At 46.3% G+C, this 18,720-nt stretch carries 15 protein-coding genes and 1 pseudogene; 15 read left to right on the top strand and 1 reads right to left on the bottom strand.

The features are described from left to right. Positions 1-30: 30 nt before the first annotated feature. The 11 genes and pseudogenes from QP420_RS04515 to mltG all read left to right on the top strand — a co-directional run bounded on the left by QP420_RS04515 (position 31) and on the right by mltG (position 12,150). On the top strand, positions 31-429 hold the full coding sequence (locus tag QP420_RS04515; RefSeq protein ID WP_415689196.1) for a DUF4418 family protein: 399 nt from the start codon (positions 31-33) through the stop codon (positions 427-429). Positions 430-489: 60 nt separating this feature from the next. Next, positions 490-1,701 (top strand): ABC transporter permease, encoded by a 1,212-nt coding sequence (locus QP420_RS04510; RefSeq protein ID WP_481616657.1) that lies wholly within the window; start codon positions 490-492, stop codon positions 1,699-1,701. A gap of 25 nt (positions 1,702-1,726) precedes the next feature. Beyond that, positions 1,727-2,494: an ABC transporter ATP-binding protein gene (locus QP420_RS04505; protein ID WP_481616656.1), complete on the top strand. Its 768-nt coding sequence runs from the start codon at positions 1,727-1,729 to the stop codon at positions 2,492-2,494. A gap of 623 nt (positions 2,495-3,117) precedes the next feature. After that, entirely contained in the window at positions 3,118-3,744 is a 627-nt protein-coding gene (rpsD, locus tag QP420_RS04500) for a 30S ribosomal protein S4 (protein WP_004113375.1), read from the top strand. A gap of 932 nt (positions 3,745-4,676) precedes the next feature. Beyond that, a complete protein-coding gene (gene galT, locus QP420_RS04495) occupies positions 4,677-6,056 on the top strand; it encodes a galactose-1-phosphate uridylyltransferase (RefSeq protein WP_481616666.1) in 1,380 nt (459 codons plus the stop codon). Between the two features lie 83 nt (positions 6,057-6,139). Then, positions 6,140-6,814 (top strand): histidine phosphatase family protein, encoded by a 675-nt coding sequence (locus QP420_RS04490; RefSeq protein ID WP_464406074.1) that lies wholly within the window; start codon positions 6,140-6,142, stop codon positions 6,812-6,814. Positions 6,815-6,934: 120 nt separating this feature from the next. Then, a complete protein-coding gene (locus tag QP420_RS04485; protein ID WP_060787145.1) occupies positions 6,935-7,369 on the top strand; it encodes a DUF948 domain-containing protein in 435 nt (144 codons plus the stop codon). Further along, positions 7,369-7,647: a hypothetical protein gene (locus tag QP420_RS04480; protein WP_060787144.1), complete on the top strand. Its 279-nt coding sequence runs from the start codon at positions 7,369-7,371 to the stop codon at positions 7,645-7,647. The genes QP420_RS04485 and QP420_RS04480 overlap by 1 nt, the downstream gene beginning before the upstream one ends. Positions 7,648-7,688: 41 nt before the next feature. Continuing rightward, on the top strand, positions 7,689-10,373 hold the full coding sequence (gene alaS, locus QP420_RS04475) for an alanine--tRNA ligase (RefSeq protein WP_481616655.1): 2,685 nt from the start codon (positions 7,689-7,691) through the stop codon (positions 10,371-10,373). A gap of 60 nt (positions 10,374-10,433) precedes the next feature. Continuing rightward, a pseudogene (gene ruvX / locus QP420_RS04470) lies at positions 10,434-10,898 on the top strand (Holliday junction resolvase RuvX); the annotation flags it as partial. A gap of 94 nt (positions 10,899-10,992) precedes the next feature. Beyond that, entirely contained in the window at positions 10,993-12,150 is a 1,158-nt protein-coding gene (mltG, locus tag QP420_RS04465) for an endolytic transglycosylase MltG (RefSeq protein WP_060787141.1), read from the top strand. 477 nt (positions 12,151-12,627) lie between these two features. Here the strand turns inward: mltG and QP420_RS04460 are convergent, their stop codons facing one another. Continuing rightward, complete coding sequence (locus tag QP420_RS04460; RefSeq protein ID WP_481616654.1) at positions 12,628-13,140, bottom strand: A24 family peptidase; 513 nt, start codon at positions 13,138-13,140, stop codon at positions 12,628-12,630. A 222-nt stretch (positions 13,141-13,362) separates the two neighbouring features. Between QP420_RS04460 and aroC the strand changes: the two genes are divergently transcribed. The 4 genes from aroC to QP420_RS04440 are packed head-to-tail and all read left to right on the top strand — an operon-like array spanning position 13,363 to position 18,513. Continuing rightward, the gene (gene aroC / locus QP420_RS04455; protein ID WP_481616653.1) at positions 13,363-14,550 is read left to right on the top strand and encodes a chorismate synthase; all 1,188 of its coding nucleotides are present in this window, start codon (positions 13,363-13,365) and stop codon (positions 14,548-14,550) included. Further along, positions 14,547-16,313, top strand: coding sequence for a bifunctional shikimate kinase/3-dehydroquinate synthase (locus QP420_RS04450; RefSeq protein WP_481616652.1), 1,767 nt, complete (start codon positions 14,547-14,549; stop codon positions 16,311-16,313). The genes aroC and QP420_RS04450 overlap by 4 nt, the downstream gene beginning before the upstream one ends. A gap of 57 nt (positions 16,314-16,370) precedes the next feature. Further along, positions 16,371-16,853 carry a type II 3-dehydroquinate dehydratase gene (gene aroQ, locus QP420_RS04445; RefSeq protein ID WP_415695792.1) on the top strand — a complete coding sequence of 161 codons (483 nt, stop codon included), beginning with the start codon at positions 16,371-16,373 and terminating at the stop codon, positions 16,851-16,853. After that, a complete protein-coding gene (locus QP420_RS04440; protein WP_060786462.1) occupies positions 16,846-18,513 on the top strand; it encodes a CTP synthase in 1,668 nt (555 codons plus the stop codon). Before aroQ ends, QP420_RS04440 begins: the two co-directional genes overlap by 8 nt. Positions 18,514-18,720 lie beyond the last annotated feature (207 nt).

The raw sequence follows: 18,720 nt of genomic DNA, 5'->3' as shown, positions 1-18,720 counted from the left end.
GAAAACTGCACTGAAAATGAAAGGACAGTTATGAAAAACAGGTTGTTCGCATCAATTCCCGCGATTGTTTTTGGCGTATTAATCGCCATCGCGCCTATTAGTTTTGCAAAAGTTTGCGCATCCGCCAACGGAATGCACATGGCATGCTACTACACTGGCCGCGCAGCTCTAGGAATCGGCGTTGTTATAGCGATTCTTGGCGTTGTTGCGTTGTTTGTAAAAGCACCTTTGCGTGCGGGCCTAAGCATTGCCGTGATTGTAAATGCGCTGCTTGCAATCGCAGTGCCAACTTTCCTAATCGGAGTTTGCAAAAGCCCGATGATGCATTGCGCTTCCACAACGCGCCCAACTTTGGTTGTTTTGGGTGTGTTAGCAGCTGTGTTTGCTGCTGTTGCTGTGTATTTGGATTCAAAGAAAGAGGCTGAGTAGTCGCCAGCAAACGGTGACGAAAAGTCCGTGCAAATATAACGCAAATATAACGCAAATATAATGCAAAAATTTACTCTAAAAAGCCTGCCGCTAGAAAACCTAAAGCAAAAGCCGCTTAGAACCGCCGCGTTAATCGTGGTTTCCGCGTGCTTAGCTGCTGTGTTTTTTGGCGGCTCGCTAATCTCCCTAAATCTTTCAAACGGCCTAAACAGTATGCGCGCTCGCCTTGGCGCGGATATTATGGTGATTCCGCAAAATACCTACAATCGCGCGGAAGCGTTGCTTACCAATGGCGGATCGAGCACGTTTTACTTTACAAACAATATTGAGGATTTTGTGCGAAAGTCAAAGGGCGTTGAAAAAGCAAGCGTGCAAACTTACATATCTTCGCTATCTGCTGGATGCTGCGCAGAAAAGTTGCAAATCATAGGTTTTGACCCTGCTAGCGACTTTGTGATTGCGCCATGGATTTATTCGCAGCACAAAAGCGAGCTTAAAAAAGGGCAGATGATTGCGGGCGCAAACGTGCTTGTGTCTTACAAAAACACGGTTCGCTTGTATGGGCATGAATGGCCGATTGTTGCGCAGCTTGCCAAAACGGGCACTAGCCTAGATAACTCAGTGTTTGTAAACAGAGACACGATTCCAGCGGTTGTTAAATATTCTTCGAAAGTTGGGCACACTGCGATTCCAGCAAAGTACGCACGCAAGGCTGTTAGTGCGGTTCTTGTAAAGGTGCGCAAAGGTTTTAGCGCTAAAAGCGTTGCGGAAAATATTCGTAAAACTAGCGGAATTAAAAGCCTTGGAATGGTGTTTCCAGGCGGAATTACCGAGCAGACTAAAAAGAGCTTAGAGGTGCTAAACAAGGCGATTTTTCTTGGCATTCTAGCGTTTTGGGCTGTGGGTGTTTTGATTCTTGTGTGCGTTTTTGCGGCTTCTACATCTGAGCGCAAGAGGGAATTTGCTTCATTGAGGATTTTGGGCGCAAATAAGCGCATGCTTTTTGGCATGATTTCGCTAGAGTCGGCGGTGATTGGCGTTGCGGGAGGCGTGATTGGTGTTGCCTTTGCTTCGCTTATTTTGTTCCCGTACAACATTGCGATTTCTAGCCAATTGCAGTTGCCGTATTTGGAGTCGGATGTTTGGTTTGTGTGCGCTCTTGCGGCGGTTTCTGTAGCGTTTTCGCTTGTTAGCGTTCTGGTAACTTCTGCGATTATTGTTGGGCGAATCGCAAGCAAGGAAGCGTATTTAGCTTTGAGAGATGGCGAATAAAGTGGCGAGCAAGATGGCGAGTGAGATGGCGAGTAAAGTGGTTAGCAGCGATTTAGGTGATTTAGGCGATTTGGTCGTAAATCTTAAAAATGTTACTCGCGAATTTAAGCGCAAAAATCGCAAGTTTATTGCTGTAGACAATGTTGATTTTTCGCTTAAGTCTGGCGATTTTGTTGCGATTGTGGGCAAGTCTGGAAATGGAAAGTCAACGCTTTTAAACATGATTGCAGGGCTTTTAAAGCCTACTCGTGGAAGCGTTACGATTTTTGGCTGCAATATCTCGCTGCCATCTATAAGCGATGAGCAAATTTCTGCGATTCGCGCTAAAAACATTGGTTTTGTTACGCAATCGCAGACGCTGCTTGCTAATTTGAATGTGCTGAATAATGTTATTTTGCCTGTTAGGATTGCGCAGGCATCTTCTGTGTCTTCTGCTTCTTCTGCGTCTTCTGTGTCTTCTTTAGACGCTAGCTTGACTTCCTTAGCCATGGATTTGCTTAAGCGCCTTAACGTGGACGATCTTGCGCATTGCTATCCGCGTGAGCTTTCTGGCGGAGAAATGCGGCGCGTTATGATTGCGCGCGCTTTGATTAACAAGCCTCGGCTGCTGATTTTGGACGAGCCTACTGGCGATTTGGATTCGCAAAACACAAGTATTGTTTTAGATCTTTTGCGCGAGTCGGCGCTAGGCGGAGCAGCGGTTTTAGTTGTGACTCACGATGAATCGGTTGCAGCAAGCGCTGATTTCGTTTACACAATGGATTCTGGAATACTGCGTTCGCGCTGTAACTGAGCTTGACATTTGCGCTCTTTCCTTGCTTGGTGTGTAGGAGGGCTGGCTAATTCTTGTCTCACAACGCTCCGCCTCTTGCGTGTTGTCTGTTGTTGCGGTTGTTCCGATTTGGCTTTGATTTTGTTTTTGGTTGAAGTTTGTTTGTAGGGTGAGTCATTGGATTATTTGGTATCGGCTGCCGCTCTTATACTGTTCGACCAAGAATCACCCAGCCCTCTTGCATGCTAAAACTTTTGCGTATCGCTAGTCGCCTGAGATTCTCGATTTTTCTTGCTACTTCAGCGAATCACCATTTCATGCTGAGGTTCGCTTCATCCGCTGCGAAAAATCTCGAATCTCTACATTGCTTGGTGTAATATGCGTGCAAAATGATGATGTTGAGGTGAGTACAACTATCTATGGCGCGGAGTAGTATAGGGAACGATGCCTATTTTCGTAGGCATTATCTGGAGCCTTAGCCCATCAGTGGGTCGGCGCGCAAGAATTATGGCGTTTTATGCGCTTTAATGCTTTCGCGTTCGTGTGTTTGCACGAAGAAGCACTGGAGAGGCCGGCTCAGCGTGAACAATCGTAAAGTTTGGTTCACGTTCCGTTCAGATAACGACAGAATAAAAGGATTAGTAATGACTAATATTCAGCGTTCTCGCCGTCAGGTGCGTCTTTCTCGCGCCCTCGGCATCGCTTTGACCCCAAAGGCTCAGCGTATTTTCGAGAAGCGTCCATATGCTCCAGGTGAGCACGGCCGCACTCGTCGTCGTACCGAGTCCGATTACGCAGTACGTCTTCGCGAGAAGCAGCGTCTTCGCGCTCAGTACGGTCTTTCCGAGAAGCAGCTTCGTGCAGCTTACGAAAAGGGTACGCACACTGCAGGTCAGACTGGTGACGCAATGCTCACCGATTTGGAAACCCGTCTTGATGCTTTGGTTTTGCGCGCAGGCTTTGCTCGTACAACCGCTCAGGCTCGCCAGTTTGTTGTGCATCGTCACATTTTGGTAGATGGCAATCTTGTTGATCGCCCATCCTACCGCGTTAAGCCAGGCCAGACCATTCAGGTTCGCGCTAAGAGCCAGACAATGGTGCCATTCCAGATGGCTGCTGAAGGCGTTCATCGTGACGTTTTGCCAGCAGTTCCTGGTTACCTCGATGTAAATCTTGCCTCTTTGAAGGCTACTTTGACTCGTAAGCCGGAAGTCGATCAGATTCCAGTTGAAGTCAACATCCAGTACGTCGTCGAGTACTACGCTCGCTAAATTCTGGATTTCATTCTTAAGGACATACCGCTTGACCCCTGCTGTGCATTGCATAGTGGGGGTCAATGCGTTTTCGTATAAAAGCAGTCTGAATTACGTAAAAGCTGGTTACGTGTTGGTGCGTATTAACTTTTGTTAGGGAAAGGTCGCAAGCAACCGCACATTTTACAACAAAACACTTTAATAACAAAACAAAATCACATATAATAATTACAACAGCGCCCGTTATATTACAAAATATAACATTGTGCGAGTGTTGAATAAGAAAATATATAATAGATAACTAAGCGTCTAAAGCGTGTGATTAATAAGATACAAAATAAGACACAAACAAGAAAACGTAAAAACAAGAAAACGTAATAAACACAAAGAAGACAAAGAAGACAAAGAGTAAAAGAGACGATGGAGTCAAAGATGTCTCAACAAAATACCAAAGCGAATGCGCTAACCGCACAACAAAATGCCGCGCGCGCAATTTGCAAACATGCATTAGACGTTACCAATAATACTTTTGAAGGGGTGGTTTTGTGGTAGAGCCTAAAAAGATTGATGGGTTGCACAATATTCCAACTACGGCTGGATTTGCAGGCCCAGGCGGCGGCTTTGAAGGCGGAGCAGCTGCAGGATTCGAGATTGACGATGCTTCGAAGCACAAGAAGGCAGATGAGCGAGAAGTCGAAAAAAGCCTAGAAGACACAGATGCTTTTGACGCAATAGACGTTAACGCGATTCGCGCTAGAAACAAAGCTGGCGGCGCAAACGAGACGGTTATGAGCAAGATTACAAGCACGGGTGTTGGGGATTCGTCGCTTAGTAGCCTTGTGGCTCAAGCGGAAGGAGAAGCTGCGGCAGATGTGCGAGATTCGTTGTACGCAACGCAGCAAATGCCTGCGGTTTTAGGCGATATTGATTCGCAAGAGCCGCCGCGCCCAGTGCAAGCTCCGATTCGCGATTTTGGCGGCGAGTATCCGTATAAGTTGTACCGCCCAGGAACCTACGCGCGCGAGCATATTCGCATTACAGCAACAAAGCTTTCCGACGGTCGCGACTTTTTCTACATAGATGACAATCCAGAATATGTTAGCGGCCACAAAACAAGGGAGCTGATTGACCCTAGAAAGTTGCCGTATCGCTTTACTTCGCGTGTTGATGAAAATGGAAATGAGGTTCCTAGCGAGGCGCCGCAAATGCGACAAGATCCGCTTACTGGGGACTGGATTCCAATGTCTAGGTTGTGGGCAAAGCGACCAGCTACTATTCTTAGTGCGGATTCAAATAATCATGGTTCTGCGGCGGATTCTGCGGCGGATTCTACGCAATCAAGAATCGACCCATTTGCTGGCAGAAAGCCACAGTGCGAGTACCAAAATGGCGAAATTCCAGACGAAGATTACGACGTTGTTGTTTTTGAAAATCGCTACCCAGCTATGGCAAAGGTTGCAGGCGTTCCAAACACAACAACATACGTTGATGGAAATCCGCTGTGGAAGCAGGCTCCTGCGGCTGGACGATGCGAAGTGATTTGCTTTAGCTCCAACGAAGACATGCTGCCAGCTAATCTTTCCGTCTTGCGTATGCGCACGATTGTTGAAGCCTGGGCGTTTAGAACCGCAGAAATTAGCCAAATTGAAGGAATTGAGCAGATTTATCCGTTTGAAAATCACGGAAGCCAGATTGGCGTGACTTTGCATCATCCTCATGGTCAGATTTATGCGTATCCATTTATTGCCCCTAGGCTGGAGCAGGAGTTGCGCCACACGGAGGCTTATTTTGAGCGCACTGGCAGCAATCTTCTTAAGGATTTAATGAATTCAGAGATTGAGGCTAAAAAGCGCGTGATTATGCATAATCACAGTTGGGTTGCGTATGTTCCAGCCGCCGCGCGTTGGCCGCTAGAGGTGCATGTTGCTCCTGTTCGAGACGTTCTTACTTTGGATCAGCTTGACGATCAAGAGCGTTGGGATCTGGCGCAAATCTACATAACTCTTCTTAGGCGTGCTAATAAGTTCTTTGGATTATCGCCTTTGAACGCGGGAGAATCTGCATCTGCAGGTAATTCGTTATCTTTCGATTCTTCTTCTAGCGAATTCGTTGATTTGCCTTATGTTGCAGCATGGCATCAAGCTCCTGTGCACGATTCTCGTCGTTCGCATTATCGCCTTAATTTGCAATTCTTCTCGTTTATGCGAGATGCCAATAAAATCAAGTATTTGGCTGGGTCGGAAGCGGGAATGGCGTCTTGGATTTCCGATACCACTCCAGAGCTGATTGCAAAGCGATTCCAAGAATTAGGAGATGTTGATCTTGATTAGTCAGTTTTGATTAGTCAGCATTGATGTCATTAATCTTGCCCTAATTTTTGCGCGTTTTACTCAAAAAGTGAGATGATTAAGTTATGTTGCTGCATCTTTATTTAGTTCGCCATGGCCAAACCATGTTTAATTGTTACAATCGCTTGCAAGGCTGGAGCAATTCTCCATTAACTCCAAAAGGGCTTAAAGACGCCGATTTAGCGGCTCAAAAGCTTAAGAGCGTTGTTTTTGCTGCCGCATATTGCTCCGATACAACTCGCGCGCAAATCACAGCTGAGCGCATTTTAATCGAAAACGAAAAGCACACTCATGCACGCCCACAGCTTGTAAGCGATATGCATTTTCGCGAGCAATGCTACGGCTATTTTGAAGGTCAAGATATGAATATGGCTTGGTGGGCTGCAGGTGCGCCTCACGGAGCAAAAACATATAACGAAATCGTTGAAAAGTTTGGGCTGGCTGCAACTAGAGACATGCTTAAAGAGGCAGACCCATTCCACGATGCGGAGTCAGATATTGAATATTGGAAGCGCGTTGAAGGTGGTTTCAATATAATCGCCAGCAACCCAGCGCTAAAAGACGGAGACAACGTTTTGCAAATCTCCCACGGAAACACGCTTTTAAGTCTTATGCATCGTTTTGCGCCTGTTGGTTACGATTTAAGCGAACGCCCGCAAAATGGAAGTGTAACTCGCCTTGATTTCAACACGGCAGTTCCAATCGATCAGGCTATAACAATTAAGGGATACAACGAGTAAATACAATAAGTTTGCTAAAAAATTGTTCGTTAAATTTTTAAAAAGAGTCTTGACTCTTCGTTAATCTTTTAAATACATTGCGTGGGTAGTCGTGTGCAAAACAGCAGGAAAGAGGTTACGATGAGCGTTGGAGACATTGCTGCTCTAATTGCGGCTATTTCGTTTGCGGTGCTTTCGGGATTTATGATTTATCCGCTTATTAGGCTGGGTAAAATGTTTAATCAGATTGCTCAAACCGTTAAGGAATCGGGCGAACACGCTTTGCCTGCTATCGACGAATCTGTTACTACAGTAAAGCAAGTTAACAAAACCTTAGAAGACGTTAATGCCGTTACGGGAGCCGCTCGCACTACTGCTACAAATGTTGGCGCTCTTACGGATTTGTATGGTGCTTTTCTTGGAAAGCCAGTTGTTAAAATTGCCTCTGCTTGCTACGCGCTTAAAGATACTTTTAACGCATTCTTTAACAAAGCTACTGTTCCAACGGATGCTGCAGAATCTTCTGCTAGGCACGCGGCAAATTCTGGCGAGTCATTTATGCCTAAGGGGGAGTGATGTTTAAGCGTTTATTTTGGATTTGCATCGGTTTTGTAATGGGAGTTATGTCTGTTACAAAGGCTCGCGCGTACGTTAAGGAAAAGTTCCCACAAAGCGCTAGGAATTTCTTCTTCGATAAAGACCCAAAGAATCTTACTTTAAGCACGATTTTGTCTTTGTACAATGATTTTAATTCCAGCAGAAAAGCCCACGAGTCGCAGCTTAACTCTAAGTATGCCGACAAGTACGCCGATAAACGTGACGATTCGTTTACAAATAAGTCTTATACTAAGTAGTCTTATACTAAGTCTGATAAATAAAAAAGGAGTTCGTACCCATGCGCACAGCAGAAATTGCAAAGCGTTATCTTGATTATTTTGCCAAGAATGGCCATATGGTCGTGCCTTCGGCATCGCTGATTTCTCCAAATCCAACGACGCTTTTTACGATTGCAGGCATGGTTCCATTCATACCTTATCTTTTGGGAGAGCAAACGCCTCCTTCTCGCAGAATGGCGTCTAATCAAAAATGCGTGCGTACGCTCGATATTGACGAAGTTGGCAAAACCACTCGTCACGGCACCTTCTTCCAAATGGTTGGAAACTTTAGCTTTGGTGACTATTTTAAAGAAGAAGCAATCCACTATGCTTGGGAGCTTTTAACAACTCCTCAAGATAAGGGCGGCTATGGTTTTGACCCAGAAAAGCTTTGGGTTACTACTTTTACAGATGACGACGAAGCTCGCGCAATTTGGAAGAATGAGGGCTTTGACCCAGAGCACATGCAAGTTTTTGGCATGGAAGATAACTTCTGGACTACTGGTGGCCCTGGCCCTGGCGGCCCATGCTCCGAGATTTACGTTGATCGCGGCCCAGAATACGGCAAGGATGGAGGTCCTGCTGCCGACGAATCTCGTTTTATTGAGATTTGGGATTTGGTTTTTGAGAACTTCCAGGTAGACAACGTAAAGTCTAAGACCGATTTGCATATTGTTGGTGAGCTTGATCAAAAGAACATCGATACGGGTGCTGGTTTGGAGCGTTTGGCTTACCTTATGCAGGGCAAGGAAAACATTTACGAAACCGACGAAGTTTACCCAGTTATTGAAGCTGCAGAAAAGCTTAGTGGCGTAAAGTACGGAAGCAATGCCGACGCGGATGTTCGTTTCCGTGTTGTGGCAGATCACGTGCGCTCTGCGTTGATGATTATGAGCGATGGCGTGCGTCCAAGCAATGTTGGCCGTGGATACGTTCTTCGCCGTCTTCTTCGCCGAACTGTTCGCGCAATGCGTATGCTTGGTGTGCAAGATCCAGTTTTGCCAACCTTGTTCCCAGTTTCTAAGGGCGCTATGGAGCCAAGTTACCCAGAGCTTAACAACACTTTCCACGAGGTTAGCGAAGCTGCATACGGTGAGGAAGATGCCTTCCGCCGCACTCTAGAAAAGGGTACGACTATTCTTGATTTGGCTGTGGAAAAAGCTAAGAAAGAACACAAGGACGAACCTATGGTTGGCGGTGCAGACGCCTTTACTTTGCACGATACTTACGGCTTCCCAATTGAGTTGACTCTAGAGATGGCTGCTGAGCAGGGCGTTAAGGTTGACGAGACTAAGTTCCGCGAGCTTATGAGCGAGCAGAAGGGCCGCGCTCGTGCGGATGCTTTGAAGAAGCGCCACAATGTAGACGTTAGCGTTTACGACGATATTAAGAAGGAGCTAGAAAAGCCAATCGACTTCCTCGGTTACACAGACTTCTCCAGCCGCTCAAACGTTTTGGCGATTGTTGAAGCAGGCAAGGGCTCTGTTAAAAGCGTTAGCGCTCCTGCAAACGTTGAAGTTATTCTTGATCGCACGCCATTCTACGCTGAGCGTGGCGGCCAGATTGCCGATCAGGGCGAGATTATTTCCGACGACGGCGCAATTTTGGAAGTTGACGATGTTCAGCGTCCAATCAAGGATTTGATTGTTCACAGCTGCCGACTTACCGAAGGTACGCTTAGCGTTGGTGCTCCTGTAAACACCAATATTGATCAGGTTCGTAGAGCTGCTTTGGCTCGAAGCCACACCGCTACTCACACTCTTCACAAGGCTTTGCGAGAGGAGCTTGGCCCACAGGCAACTCAGCGCGGTTCTGTAGTAGATCCAGATCGCTTGCGTTTTGACTTCCAGTGGCCAAAGGCTGTTGATAAAGATGCATTGTTGCGCGTAGAGGCTCGCGTAAACGAGCGCATTCGCGAAGACTTGCAAGTTGTTCCAAAAGAAATGCCAATCGACGACGCTTTCAAGCTTGGAGCAATGCACTTGTTCGGCGAAAAGTACGGCGATATTGTGCGCGTTGTAGAGATTGGCGACGGCTGGAGCCGTGAGCTTTGCGGCGGTACTCATGCTAAGAGCACAGGCAAGATTGGTATGGTTACAATCCTTTCCGAGTCTTCTATTGGCTCTGGCGTACGCCGTATCGACGCGCTTTGCGGCGAAGAAGCGTACGAGTATGGCGCTCGCGAGCACGCATTGGTTGCGCAACTTTCGGACATGGTCAACGCTCGTCCAGACGAGTTGGCTGAGCGCTTAGAGTCTTTGCTTAACAAGATGAAGGATTCCGACCGCAAGCTTGCTTCTGTTTATGAATCACAGCTTAACGAGGCTGTTCCAGAATTGGTTGAAGCGGCTAAGCAAAGCGGCACCAAGATTAAGCTTGCTGTAAAGAATGTTGGAAACTTCGGTTCCTTCGACGCTTTGCGCAAGACGGTTCTTGACGTTCGTTCTCGCTTGGGCGAAGATTCACCAGTAATCGTTGCACTGTGCGGCGTAAATGAGAGCGATAAGCCAATGGTTGCAGTGGCAACTAACGAGGCTGCTCGTTCGGCTGGTGCTAAGGCTGGCGATCTTGTGCGTACTGCTTCCAAGGTGCTTGGCGGCGGTGGTGGCGGCAAGCCAGACTTTGCTCAGGGCGGCGGCGCAGATGCTTCTAAGATTGACGAAGCGCTTGAGGCTGTTAAGAGCGAAGTGGCTAAGCTCGACTAGTGCGTAGCTACACGCTTAAAACAAAACGATATAATCTTTACCAAGAGCAGCATAAAATTCATGGTGTGGTTAGGTATTGATTTAGGAGATGCCAGGGTTGGGCTTTCTAAGTCCGACCCTGAGCTGACTTTTGCTCACCCAATTGGCAATATTCAGGCTTATGGTGACTCGTTTAACGCTATTGAAGATGTTCTTAACATTATTGAAGACAATAACGTGAGCCGAGTTGTAATTGGTTTGCCTTTGCAATTAGACGGATCCGAGGGCAAGTCTGCCAAAAAAGCGCGCAGATGGGGTGCTAATTTAGCCAAACGCATTAAATCGCTTTTTGATTATGGCGATTGGTCGCTTGATTTTATTCCAGAAGTCGTTTTTAAAGACGAGCGGCTAACAACAGTTACTGCTCATAAACAACTGTTAGATGCTGATTTTTCCACTAAAAAGCATCGTCCAATGGTTGATCAGCAGTCGGCAGTGTTGATTTTGCAATCTGCGATTGACGATTACAAAAATGCTTGTAAAAATATAAAAGGCGACTCGCAAGGCGATTTGCAAAGCGACACGCAAAGTAATTTACAAAGTGACCCGCAAGGCGATTACAGCAGAAAGGAAGCGTTTAATGAGTGAGAATATAGACGATTTTTTCAATCAAAACGCTAAATGGAGCCACGATTCCTCCAATCCTCCTGTGCCGCCAAAATCCCGAAAAGCGATTAAAGCGCGTAAAAATCGCAAAAATAAAAGAAATCGCATAGTTGCATTCATTCTTGCACTAGTTTTTGCGCTGCTATTTGTTGTTGGATATGGCTTATATCGCGTTGCAGTTTATGTAAGAAATAATAGTCAGTCGGCAATTATGGAAGACTGGCCAGGGCCTGGAAGTGGATTCGTTGAATTTACGATTGAGCCAGGTCAAGGATCGCTAGAAGTGGGAAACAACCTTGTTAAAGCGCAGGTTGTAAAGTCACAATCCACATTTTCCAACATTGTTGCCGCAAACAACAAGATTTTGTATCCAGGAATTTACGCGCTTAAAAAACACATGAATTCCATGGACGTAGTGGACATTCTTTCCGACCAAAGCAAGGCGGGTGGATTCTTAGACGTTAAGGCAGGGGAGCGCGCAACAGACGTTATTCGCAAAGCTGCGCAAATCTCTGGAATCGATATTGCTCAATTTAACGCAATTCAAATCGCAGACGGAATGGGGATTTTGCCTCCAGAAGCGGGCGGAAGCTTTGAAGGATGGTTAGAGCCTGGAGTTTACAACGTAAAAGCCATGAAGTCTGCTAGTAAAATACTTGAAAAAATGGTAGATAAGCGCGTTAAAAAGCTTGATTCTCTAGGTGTTCCTAAGGGCGATTTGCGTCAAAAGATTCTTAAAATTGCATCCATTGCAGAAGCGGAAGTCAATAATCGCGAATACTACGGCAAAGTTTCGCGCGTAATCTTAAATCGTTTAGCTAAAAACATGCCTTTGGGAATGGATACCACGGTTGCATACGGCATTGGAATTAAGGCGATTAATCTTACGCAATCGCAGCTAGACGATGCAAGCAATCCGTACAACACTAGGATTCACAAGGGTCTGCCGCCTACTCCTATAAGTATTCCTGGAGATAACGCGATTTTGGCGGCGCTTAATCCAGCAAATGGTCCATGGATTTATTTTGTTACCACCAACTTAAAGACGGGCGAAACTAAGTTTGCGGATAACTACGACGATTTCTTAAAGATTCGCGACGAGTATAAGCGCTCCAACGAAAACGCTAACTAGCGCGCGCTTTGACTGAGTTTGAAATTGCATAACGCATTTCAAACTCCTTCAGAGCGCTGAGCCGCTCAAGGCAGAAGCACTGCTTCTGCGCGGCGAAGACGTGAGCGCGCTGTAACGCGCGAGCGGTTTTCATAGCTTGGTGTGTATGAGGGCTGGCTAATTCTTGTCTCACAACGCTCCGCCTATTACGCGTTGTCTAGAGTTGCGGTTGTTCCGATTTGGCTTTGATTTTGTTTTTGGTTTAAGTTTGTTTGTAGGCGTGTGTCATTGGGTTGTTTGGTATCGGCTGCCGCTCTTATACTGTTCGACCAAGAATCACCCAGCCCTCTTGCGTGCTTGAACAATTACGTATCGCTAATCGCCTGAGATTCTCGATTTTTCTTCTTCATTCGATGAATCACCATCAAAGATGCTGAGGTTCATCTCATTCAGGGCGAAAAATCTCGAATCTCTACCTCGCTTGGCGTATTTGTGTAATTACAAAAAACCGCAAAGCATAACAGCTATGAACGCAGATGCAGCTAAGACGGGTACGAACGGGATTTTATTTTGCACATTTTTAGACTTAACGCGGAAAAATCGCAAGCAGACTTTAGGGCAGATTTTCCACACTAAAATCCAAATTAATCCAAATATGCTAACTAATGCAAACCAGTAGATTATGCAGCTAAATCCAAATAGCGCCAAAGCTTGAGCAATCATAGATGCGCACGTAACGTCTCCAAATCCAAGTTCTCCGCGCGAGCAAAATTTTTGCACCAAAACGTAGAATGCAAAAACTGCTACTGCGCAAAGCCAGCCGCGCAAAAGAAAATTAATATTATGCAAAGAAATTAGCGAAAAAATAAGGTTCGCCGCAGATTGCGCAAAAGCGGCTAGTACAACCCAAAGTCTAGGCACAACTCGGCTGATTAAATCCGTTGCACACACTGCAATCGTGCATACAAGCGTTGGTGTTGCAAACAAACAAGTAATAATAAACTGGCTCATTTGATTATGCTAAATGCGCGAAAGCTGTGCGCGCAATAAATTTCACTCAATGTGGTTAAAGGCTTTTGCAGTTGGTTTGGGATTATGGGCAATACTTAGTGGTTAGTAGAATAAGGGATTTAGAATCGAGTATTGATTTAAAATAAAGTACAGTATTGAGTGCAGGACGTATATCAATAAATATAACGTACAAATATAACGCACAACGCGATTGGAGAAGGCATGCTTAGATGGCAGACGGCAGGGGAGTCACACGGAGAAGCGCTGGTGGCAATGATTGAAGGCGTGCCTGCGGGTGTAAAGATTACTAGTGCAGATATTGTTTCTGCTCTTGCACGCAGGCGACTTGGCTACGGTCGCGGAGCGCGAATGAAGTTTGAGCAAGACAAGGTGCGTTTGCTAACGGGCGTTCGCCACGGGGTTACTCTTGGATCTCCAATTGCAATCGAAATCGCAAATAGCGAGTGGCCAAAGTGGGTGGAAGTGATGAGCGCAGACCCATTAAACCACGATTTGCCAAACGAAGGCCGCAATGCGCCGCTTTCTAGGCCGCGCCCTGGGCACGCGGACTTAACGGGCATGCGTAAGTATGGTTTTAGCGACGCGCGCGAGGTTTTGGAGCGTTCGAGTGCTAGGGAAACGGCTTCTCGCGTGGCATTGGGCGCTGTGGCGGCCGCGTTTTTGCAGCAGGCATTGGGTGTGCGCACAGTTGCGCACGTTATAGGAATTGGCGGCGAATATGCAAACAAAAGTTTAGCCCTGCCAACACCAGATGATGTTGAGGCGTTGGATGCTTCGCCTGTTCGTACGCTAGATAAAGATGCCGAAGCGCGAATGATGGCTAGAATCGATGAAGCAAAGGCCAATGCAGATACGCTTGGCGGTGTTGTAGAGGTTTTGGCATACGGCATGCCTGCTGGCGTTGGCACATACGTAGAGTCGGATCGCAGATTGGACGCAGCTTTGGCGGCGGCTCTTATGGGAATCCAAGCCATTAAAGGCGTGGAAATTGGAGACGGTTTCGAAGAGGCAAATCGCCCTGGGTCGGCTGCTCACGATGAAATTGTAACGGGGGAAAATGGAAAAATCACCCGTCTTAGCAATCGTGCAGGAGGCATTGAAGGCGGAATGTCAAATGGGGAGACAATTCGCGTGCGCGCTGCAATGAAGCCAATTCCATCTATTCCTCGCGCATTGCAAACGGTAGATGTGCTTACTGGCCAGCCGGCGCAGGCGATTAATCAGCGTTCCGATTTTACGGCCGTTCCAGCCGCTTCCGTAGTTGCAGAGGCAATGGTTCGCTTGACGCTTGCAAAGTATGCGTTAGAAAAGTTTGGCGGAGATTCGCTAGAAGAAACCGCTAGGAATGCTAAGAATTACGTTCAATCTTGGAAAGAGCATATGAGATGAGCGAAGAAGATTCCTTGCTTGATTCACTGCTGGATTCCTTAAAAAACGTATCGCGTGATGCTTCGCATAGCGCCTCGCATAACGTATCGCACGGCGCCTTGCAAGCTCAAATCCCATTAGCCGTTATAATCGGCATGCCTGCAGCTGGAAAAACGCGTGTTGGCAAAGAATTAGCGCATATTTTAAACGCTCCATTTATAGACACGGACGAATTAATTGAGCAAGAAATCAATATGCCGATTAGCCAATATTTTAAGGATTTTGGCGAGGAGGCTTTTAGAGATATTGAAGCTCAAATTGTTAGAGATGCTATTTTTTCAAATTCCAATCAATCCGCCCCAATAATCGCCCTCGGCGGTGGCGCCCCAATGCGCCCACAAACGCAAGAAGTCTTAAAAAAATATACAAAACTCGGCGGCCGTGTTGTTTACCTGCAAGTGGATCCAAACGATGCAATTGAGCGCGCAAGCTGGAATTCAAATCGCCCTATGCTAAGCGGCAAAGACGGCGCAAAACAATGGCTGGATTTGTTCGTTAAAAGAGACCCAGTGTTTTGCAAAGTGGCGAATTTGCACGCTCGCGTTTACGGATTAACGCCAAAACCTGCCGCAAGAAAGCTGAAAGATATGATTATGCAACGAATTGTGCATGTAAGTGGCGAAGATGTTGAAGACTACGATGTTCATATTGGCGCTGGCGCTATGAGCCTTTTGCCACAAATGCTTGGAAAAGAGCCTGTTCGCGTGGCTTTGATTCACACTCAGCCAGTGCAAAGGCATAGTGATAAAGCAAGAACCATTTTGCGCGCGGCTGGTTACGATGTTTTTGACATTCTTATTCCAGACGCCGAGGCTGGCAAAACCGTTAAGGTTGCGGATTTTGTTTGGTCGCGCCTTGCAAACGCAGGGTTTACGCGTTCAGACGCGATTGTTGGCTTGGGCGGGGGAGCAGCCACAGATTTAGCTGGATTTGTTGCCTCTACTTGGATGCGCGGAATTCGCTACGTAAATTGCCCGACTTCTCTTCTTGCTATGGTAGACGCTTCTACTGGCGGAAAAACTGGCGTAAATACTGCGGCTGGCAAGAATCTGGTTGGTAGTTTTTACACGCCTGCAGGCGTTTTGGCCGATACTTGCGCGTTTTCTACATTGCCTAACAGTATTTTTGTTGAAGGCTTGGGAGAGGTTGTAAAATCAGGGTTTATTGGCGATTCTAGCATCTTAAAAATTCTGGAAAATCCGCAAAATGCTAGCAAGTTGCGCGCGATTGATGGCCCTTCTATTTTAAGCGATTCGGATTTAAACAATTTGGTTTGCGATTTAATAGAAAAAAGCGTGCGTGTTAAGGCATATCACGTTTCTAACGACTTAAAAGAGCAGGGTTTGCGCGAGTTTTTAAACTATGGGCACACTCTTGGGCACGCGATTGAGCAAATCGAACATTTTTCTTGGCGTCACGGAAATGCGGTTGCTGTTGGAATGGTTTTTGCGGCACAGCTTGCGCAAATATTGGGGTATCTTAATATTCAAGATGTTGAGTATCACAAAGATTTGCTTTCTTCGCTTGGTCTTCCAACGCTTTGGAATGGTGGCGGCAGCAATGACGATGCTTTTGCTAAGGTTCTTGACTTAATGCATAAAGATAAAAAAGCCAGAGGCAACACCTTGCGATTTGTTGTTTTAGACGGGATTGGAAACCCGATTCACTTAGATAATCCGCCGCTGGAGGCGATTCGCGAAGCGTTTAATAAGATTCGAGGTTAGAAAATGGTAGATGTAGAAAATCAAGAAAACCAAGCAAATCAAGAAAATGTGATAAATATGCGCAAAGTTTTGGTAGTAAATGGCCCAAATTTAGGGCGATTAGGCGTTCGCCAGCCAGACGTTTATGGCAGTCAGGATTTTGAAACTCTGTGCGCGCTTTGCAAAAAGTGGGCGCAAGAGCTTAACTTGCAAGTAGAAGTGCGCCAGAGCGACGATGAAGCGCAGATGGTTCATTGGATGCACGAAGCTGCCGATACGCATACGCCAGTAGTTATGAATCCTGCTGCTTTTACGCACTACAGCTATGCGCTAGCGGATGCGGCTCACATGGTGTTGGACGCTGGAGTGCCGCTAATGGAGGTGCATATTTCTAATCCTTCTGCGCGTGATTCTTTCCGCAAAATAAGCGTGATTAGCCCTGTTGCAACTGGTACGATTACTGGCATGGGTCTATATGGCTACAAGCTTGCGATTGAGGCTGTTGCACATTGTATAACACCCGAGTCGAGGCTCGAAGATACTATGGAGTTCCATGGTTAGAAGAAAACATGGTAACTCTCAGGAGCATATTACAAAGCATATTTTTGTTACTGGTGGCGTTGTTTCGTCCCTCGGAAAAGGTCTTACTGCATCGTCTTTAGGCAGGCTTTTGCGCAGCCGCGGTCTTCACGTTTTGCAACAAAAACTTGATCCTTACATCAATGTTGACCCAGGTACAATGAACCCATTCCAACATGGTGAGGTTTACGTTACAGAAGATGGCGCAGAAACAGATCTTGACATTGGTCACTACGAGCGATTCCTCGATGTTTTTCTTAGCCAAAAAGCTAATGTTACAACTGGCCAGATTTATCAATCCGTGCTTAGAAAAGAGCGCGCTGGCGAGTATTTGGGTCAGTGCGTGCAGGTTATTCCACACATTACTGGCGAAATTAAATCGCGTATGCGTGCGCAGGCTAGCGACGATGTAGACGTAATCATTACGGAAATCGGCGGTACTGTTGGAGACATTGAATCTCAGCCATTTTTGGAGGCAGCTCGCGAGGTTCGTCGCGATTTAGGACCAGAAAACTGCATGTTTGTACACGTTTCGCTTGTTCCATACATTGCAGCCGCGCACGAGTTGAAGACTAAGCCAACTCAGCATTCCGTGATGATGCTTAGGTCTCTTGGCATTTCTCCAGACGCTCTTGTTTTGCGTTCGGATCGTCCTCTTAATCAGGGCATTAAAGACAAGATTTCGCTTATGTGCGATGTTGATGCCGAAGGTGTTGTAAATTGCGTGGATGCTCCAAGCATTTACGATGTTCCAAAGATTTTGTTTAACGAGGGCTTGGATGCGTACGTTGTGCGTGAGCTTGAGCTTCCATTCCACGATGTTGATTGGAACGAGTGGGAAGATTTGCTTGAGCGCGTACATCATCCAAAGCATGAGCTAAACATTGCAATTGTTGGCAAGTATATTGATTTGCCAGATGCATATCTTTCCGTTACAGAGGCCATTAAGGCTGGCGGTTTTGCAAACTGGGCTAAGGTAAACGTGCGCTGGGTTGCTGCCGATAAGTGCGAAACTCAAGAGGGTGCTGCTGCAGCTCTCGACCAAATGGACGGCATGGTTATTCCAGGCGGATTTGGTATTCGCGGCATTGAAGGCAAGATTGGCGCGCTCCGTTACGCTCGCGAGCATGGCCTGCCAACTCTTGGTCTTTGCCTTGGCTTGCAATCTATGGTTATTGAGTACGCTCGTCACGTGCTTGGACTTGAAGATGCAAATTCCACAGAGTTCGAAAAGGATTGTGGAGATCCAGTAATCGCAACTATGGAAGAGCAGAAAGATATTGTGGCTGGTAAGGGAGATATGGGTCACACAATGCGACTCGGCTCTTACCCTGCAACGCTTGAAGAAGGCTCTATTGTTGCCGAGCTTTACGGCTCTACGCATGTTACTGAGCGTCATCGTCACCGTTACGAAGTGAACGTGGCTTATAAGGATCGCTTGCGCGAAGCTGGTTTGCGTATTAGTGGCCAAAGCCCAGATGGTAATTTGACTGAGTTTGTGGAGCTTCCTAAGAGTGTTCATCCATTCTATGTGGCAACTCAGGCTCATCCAGAGTTTAAGTCTCGCCCAACTAAGCCTCATCCTTTGTTTGCTGGATTAGTGGCGGCTGCTCTTGATCATCAGGCAAATAACGCCAAGTGATTTAATCTGCTAGCAATTTGACTTAATTTATTAAGTGGTGTAAAATCGTGATTTTGGGTGCGATTTTACACCACTTTTTATTTGATTAATATTTGAATATCTTGATGCATATCTTGCAGTGTTTAACATATTCGTTACATATTCAGCATGCAAATTTACATTTTTGTAATATAAATACAGATGTAAAAGACTTGGCAAAATATCATA

The organism is Bifidobacterium sp. UMB1197, assembly GCF_030217745.1.
GTDB classification, from domain to species: Bacteria; Actinomycetota; Actinomycetes; order Actinomycetales; family Bifidobacteriaceae; genus Bifidobacterium; species Bifidobacterium vaginale_B.
Note: the sequence above shows the minus strand (reverse complement) of the source record. Positions and strands in the feature narration are given on the sequence as shown.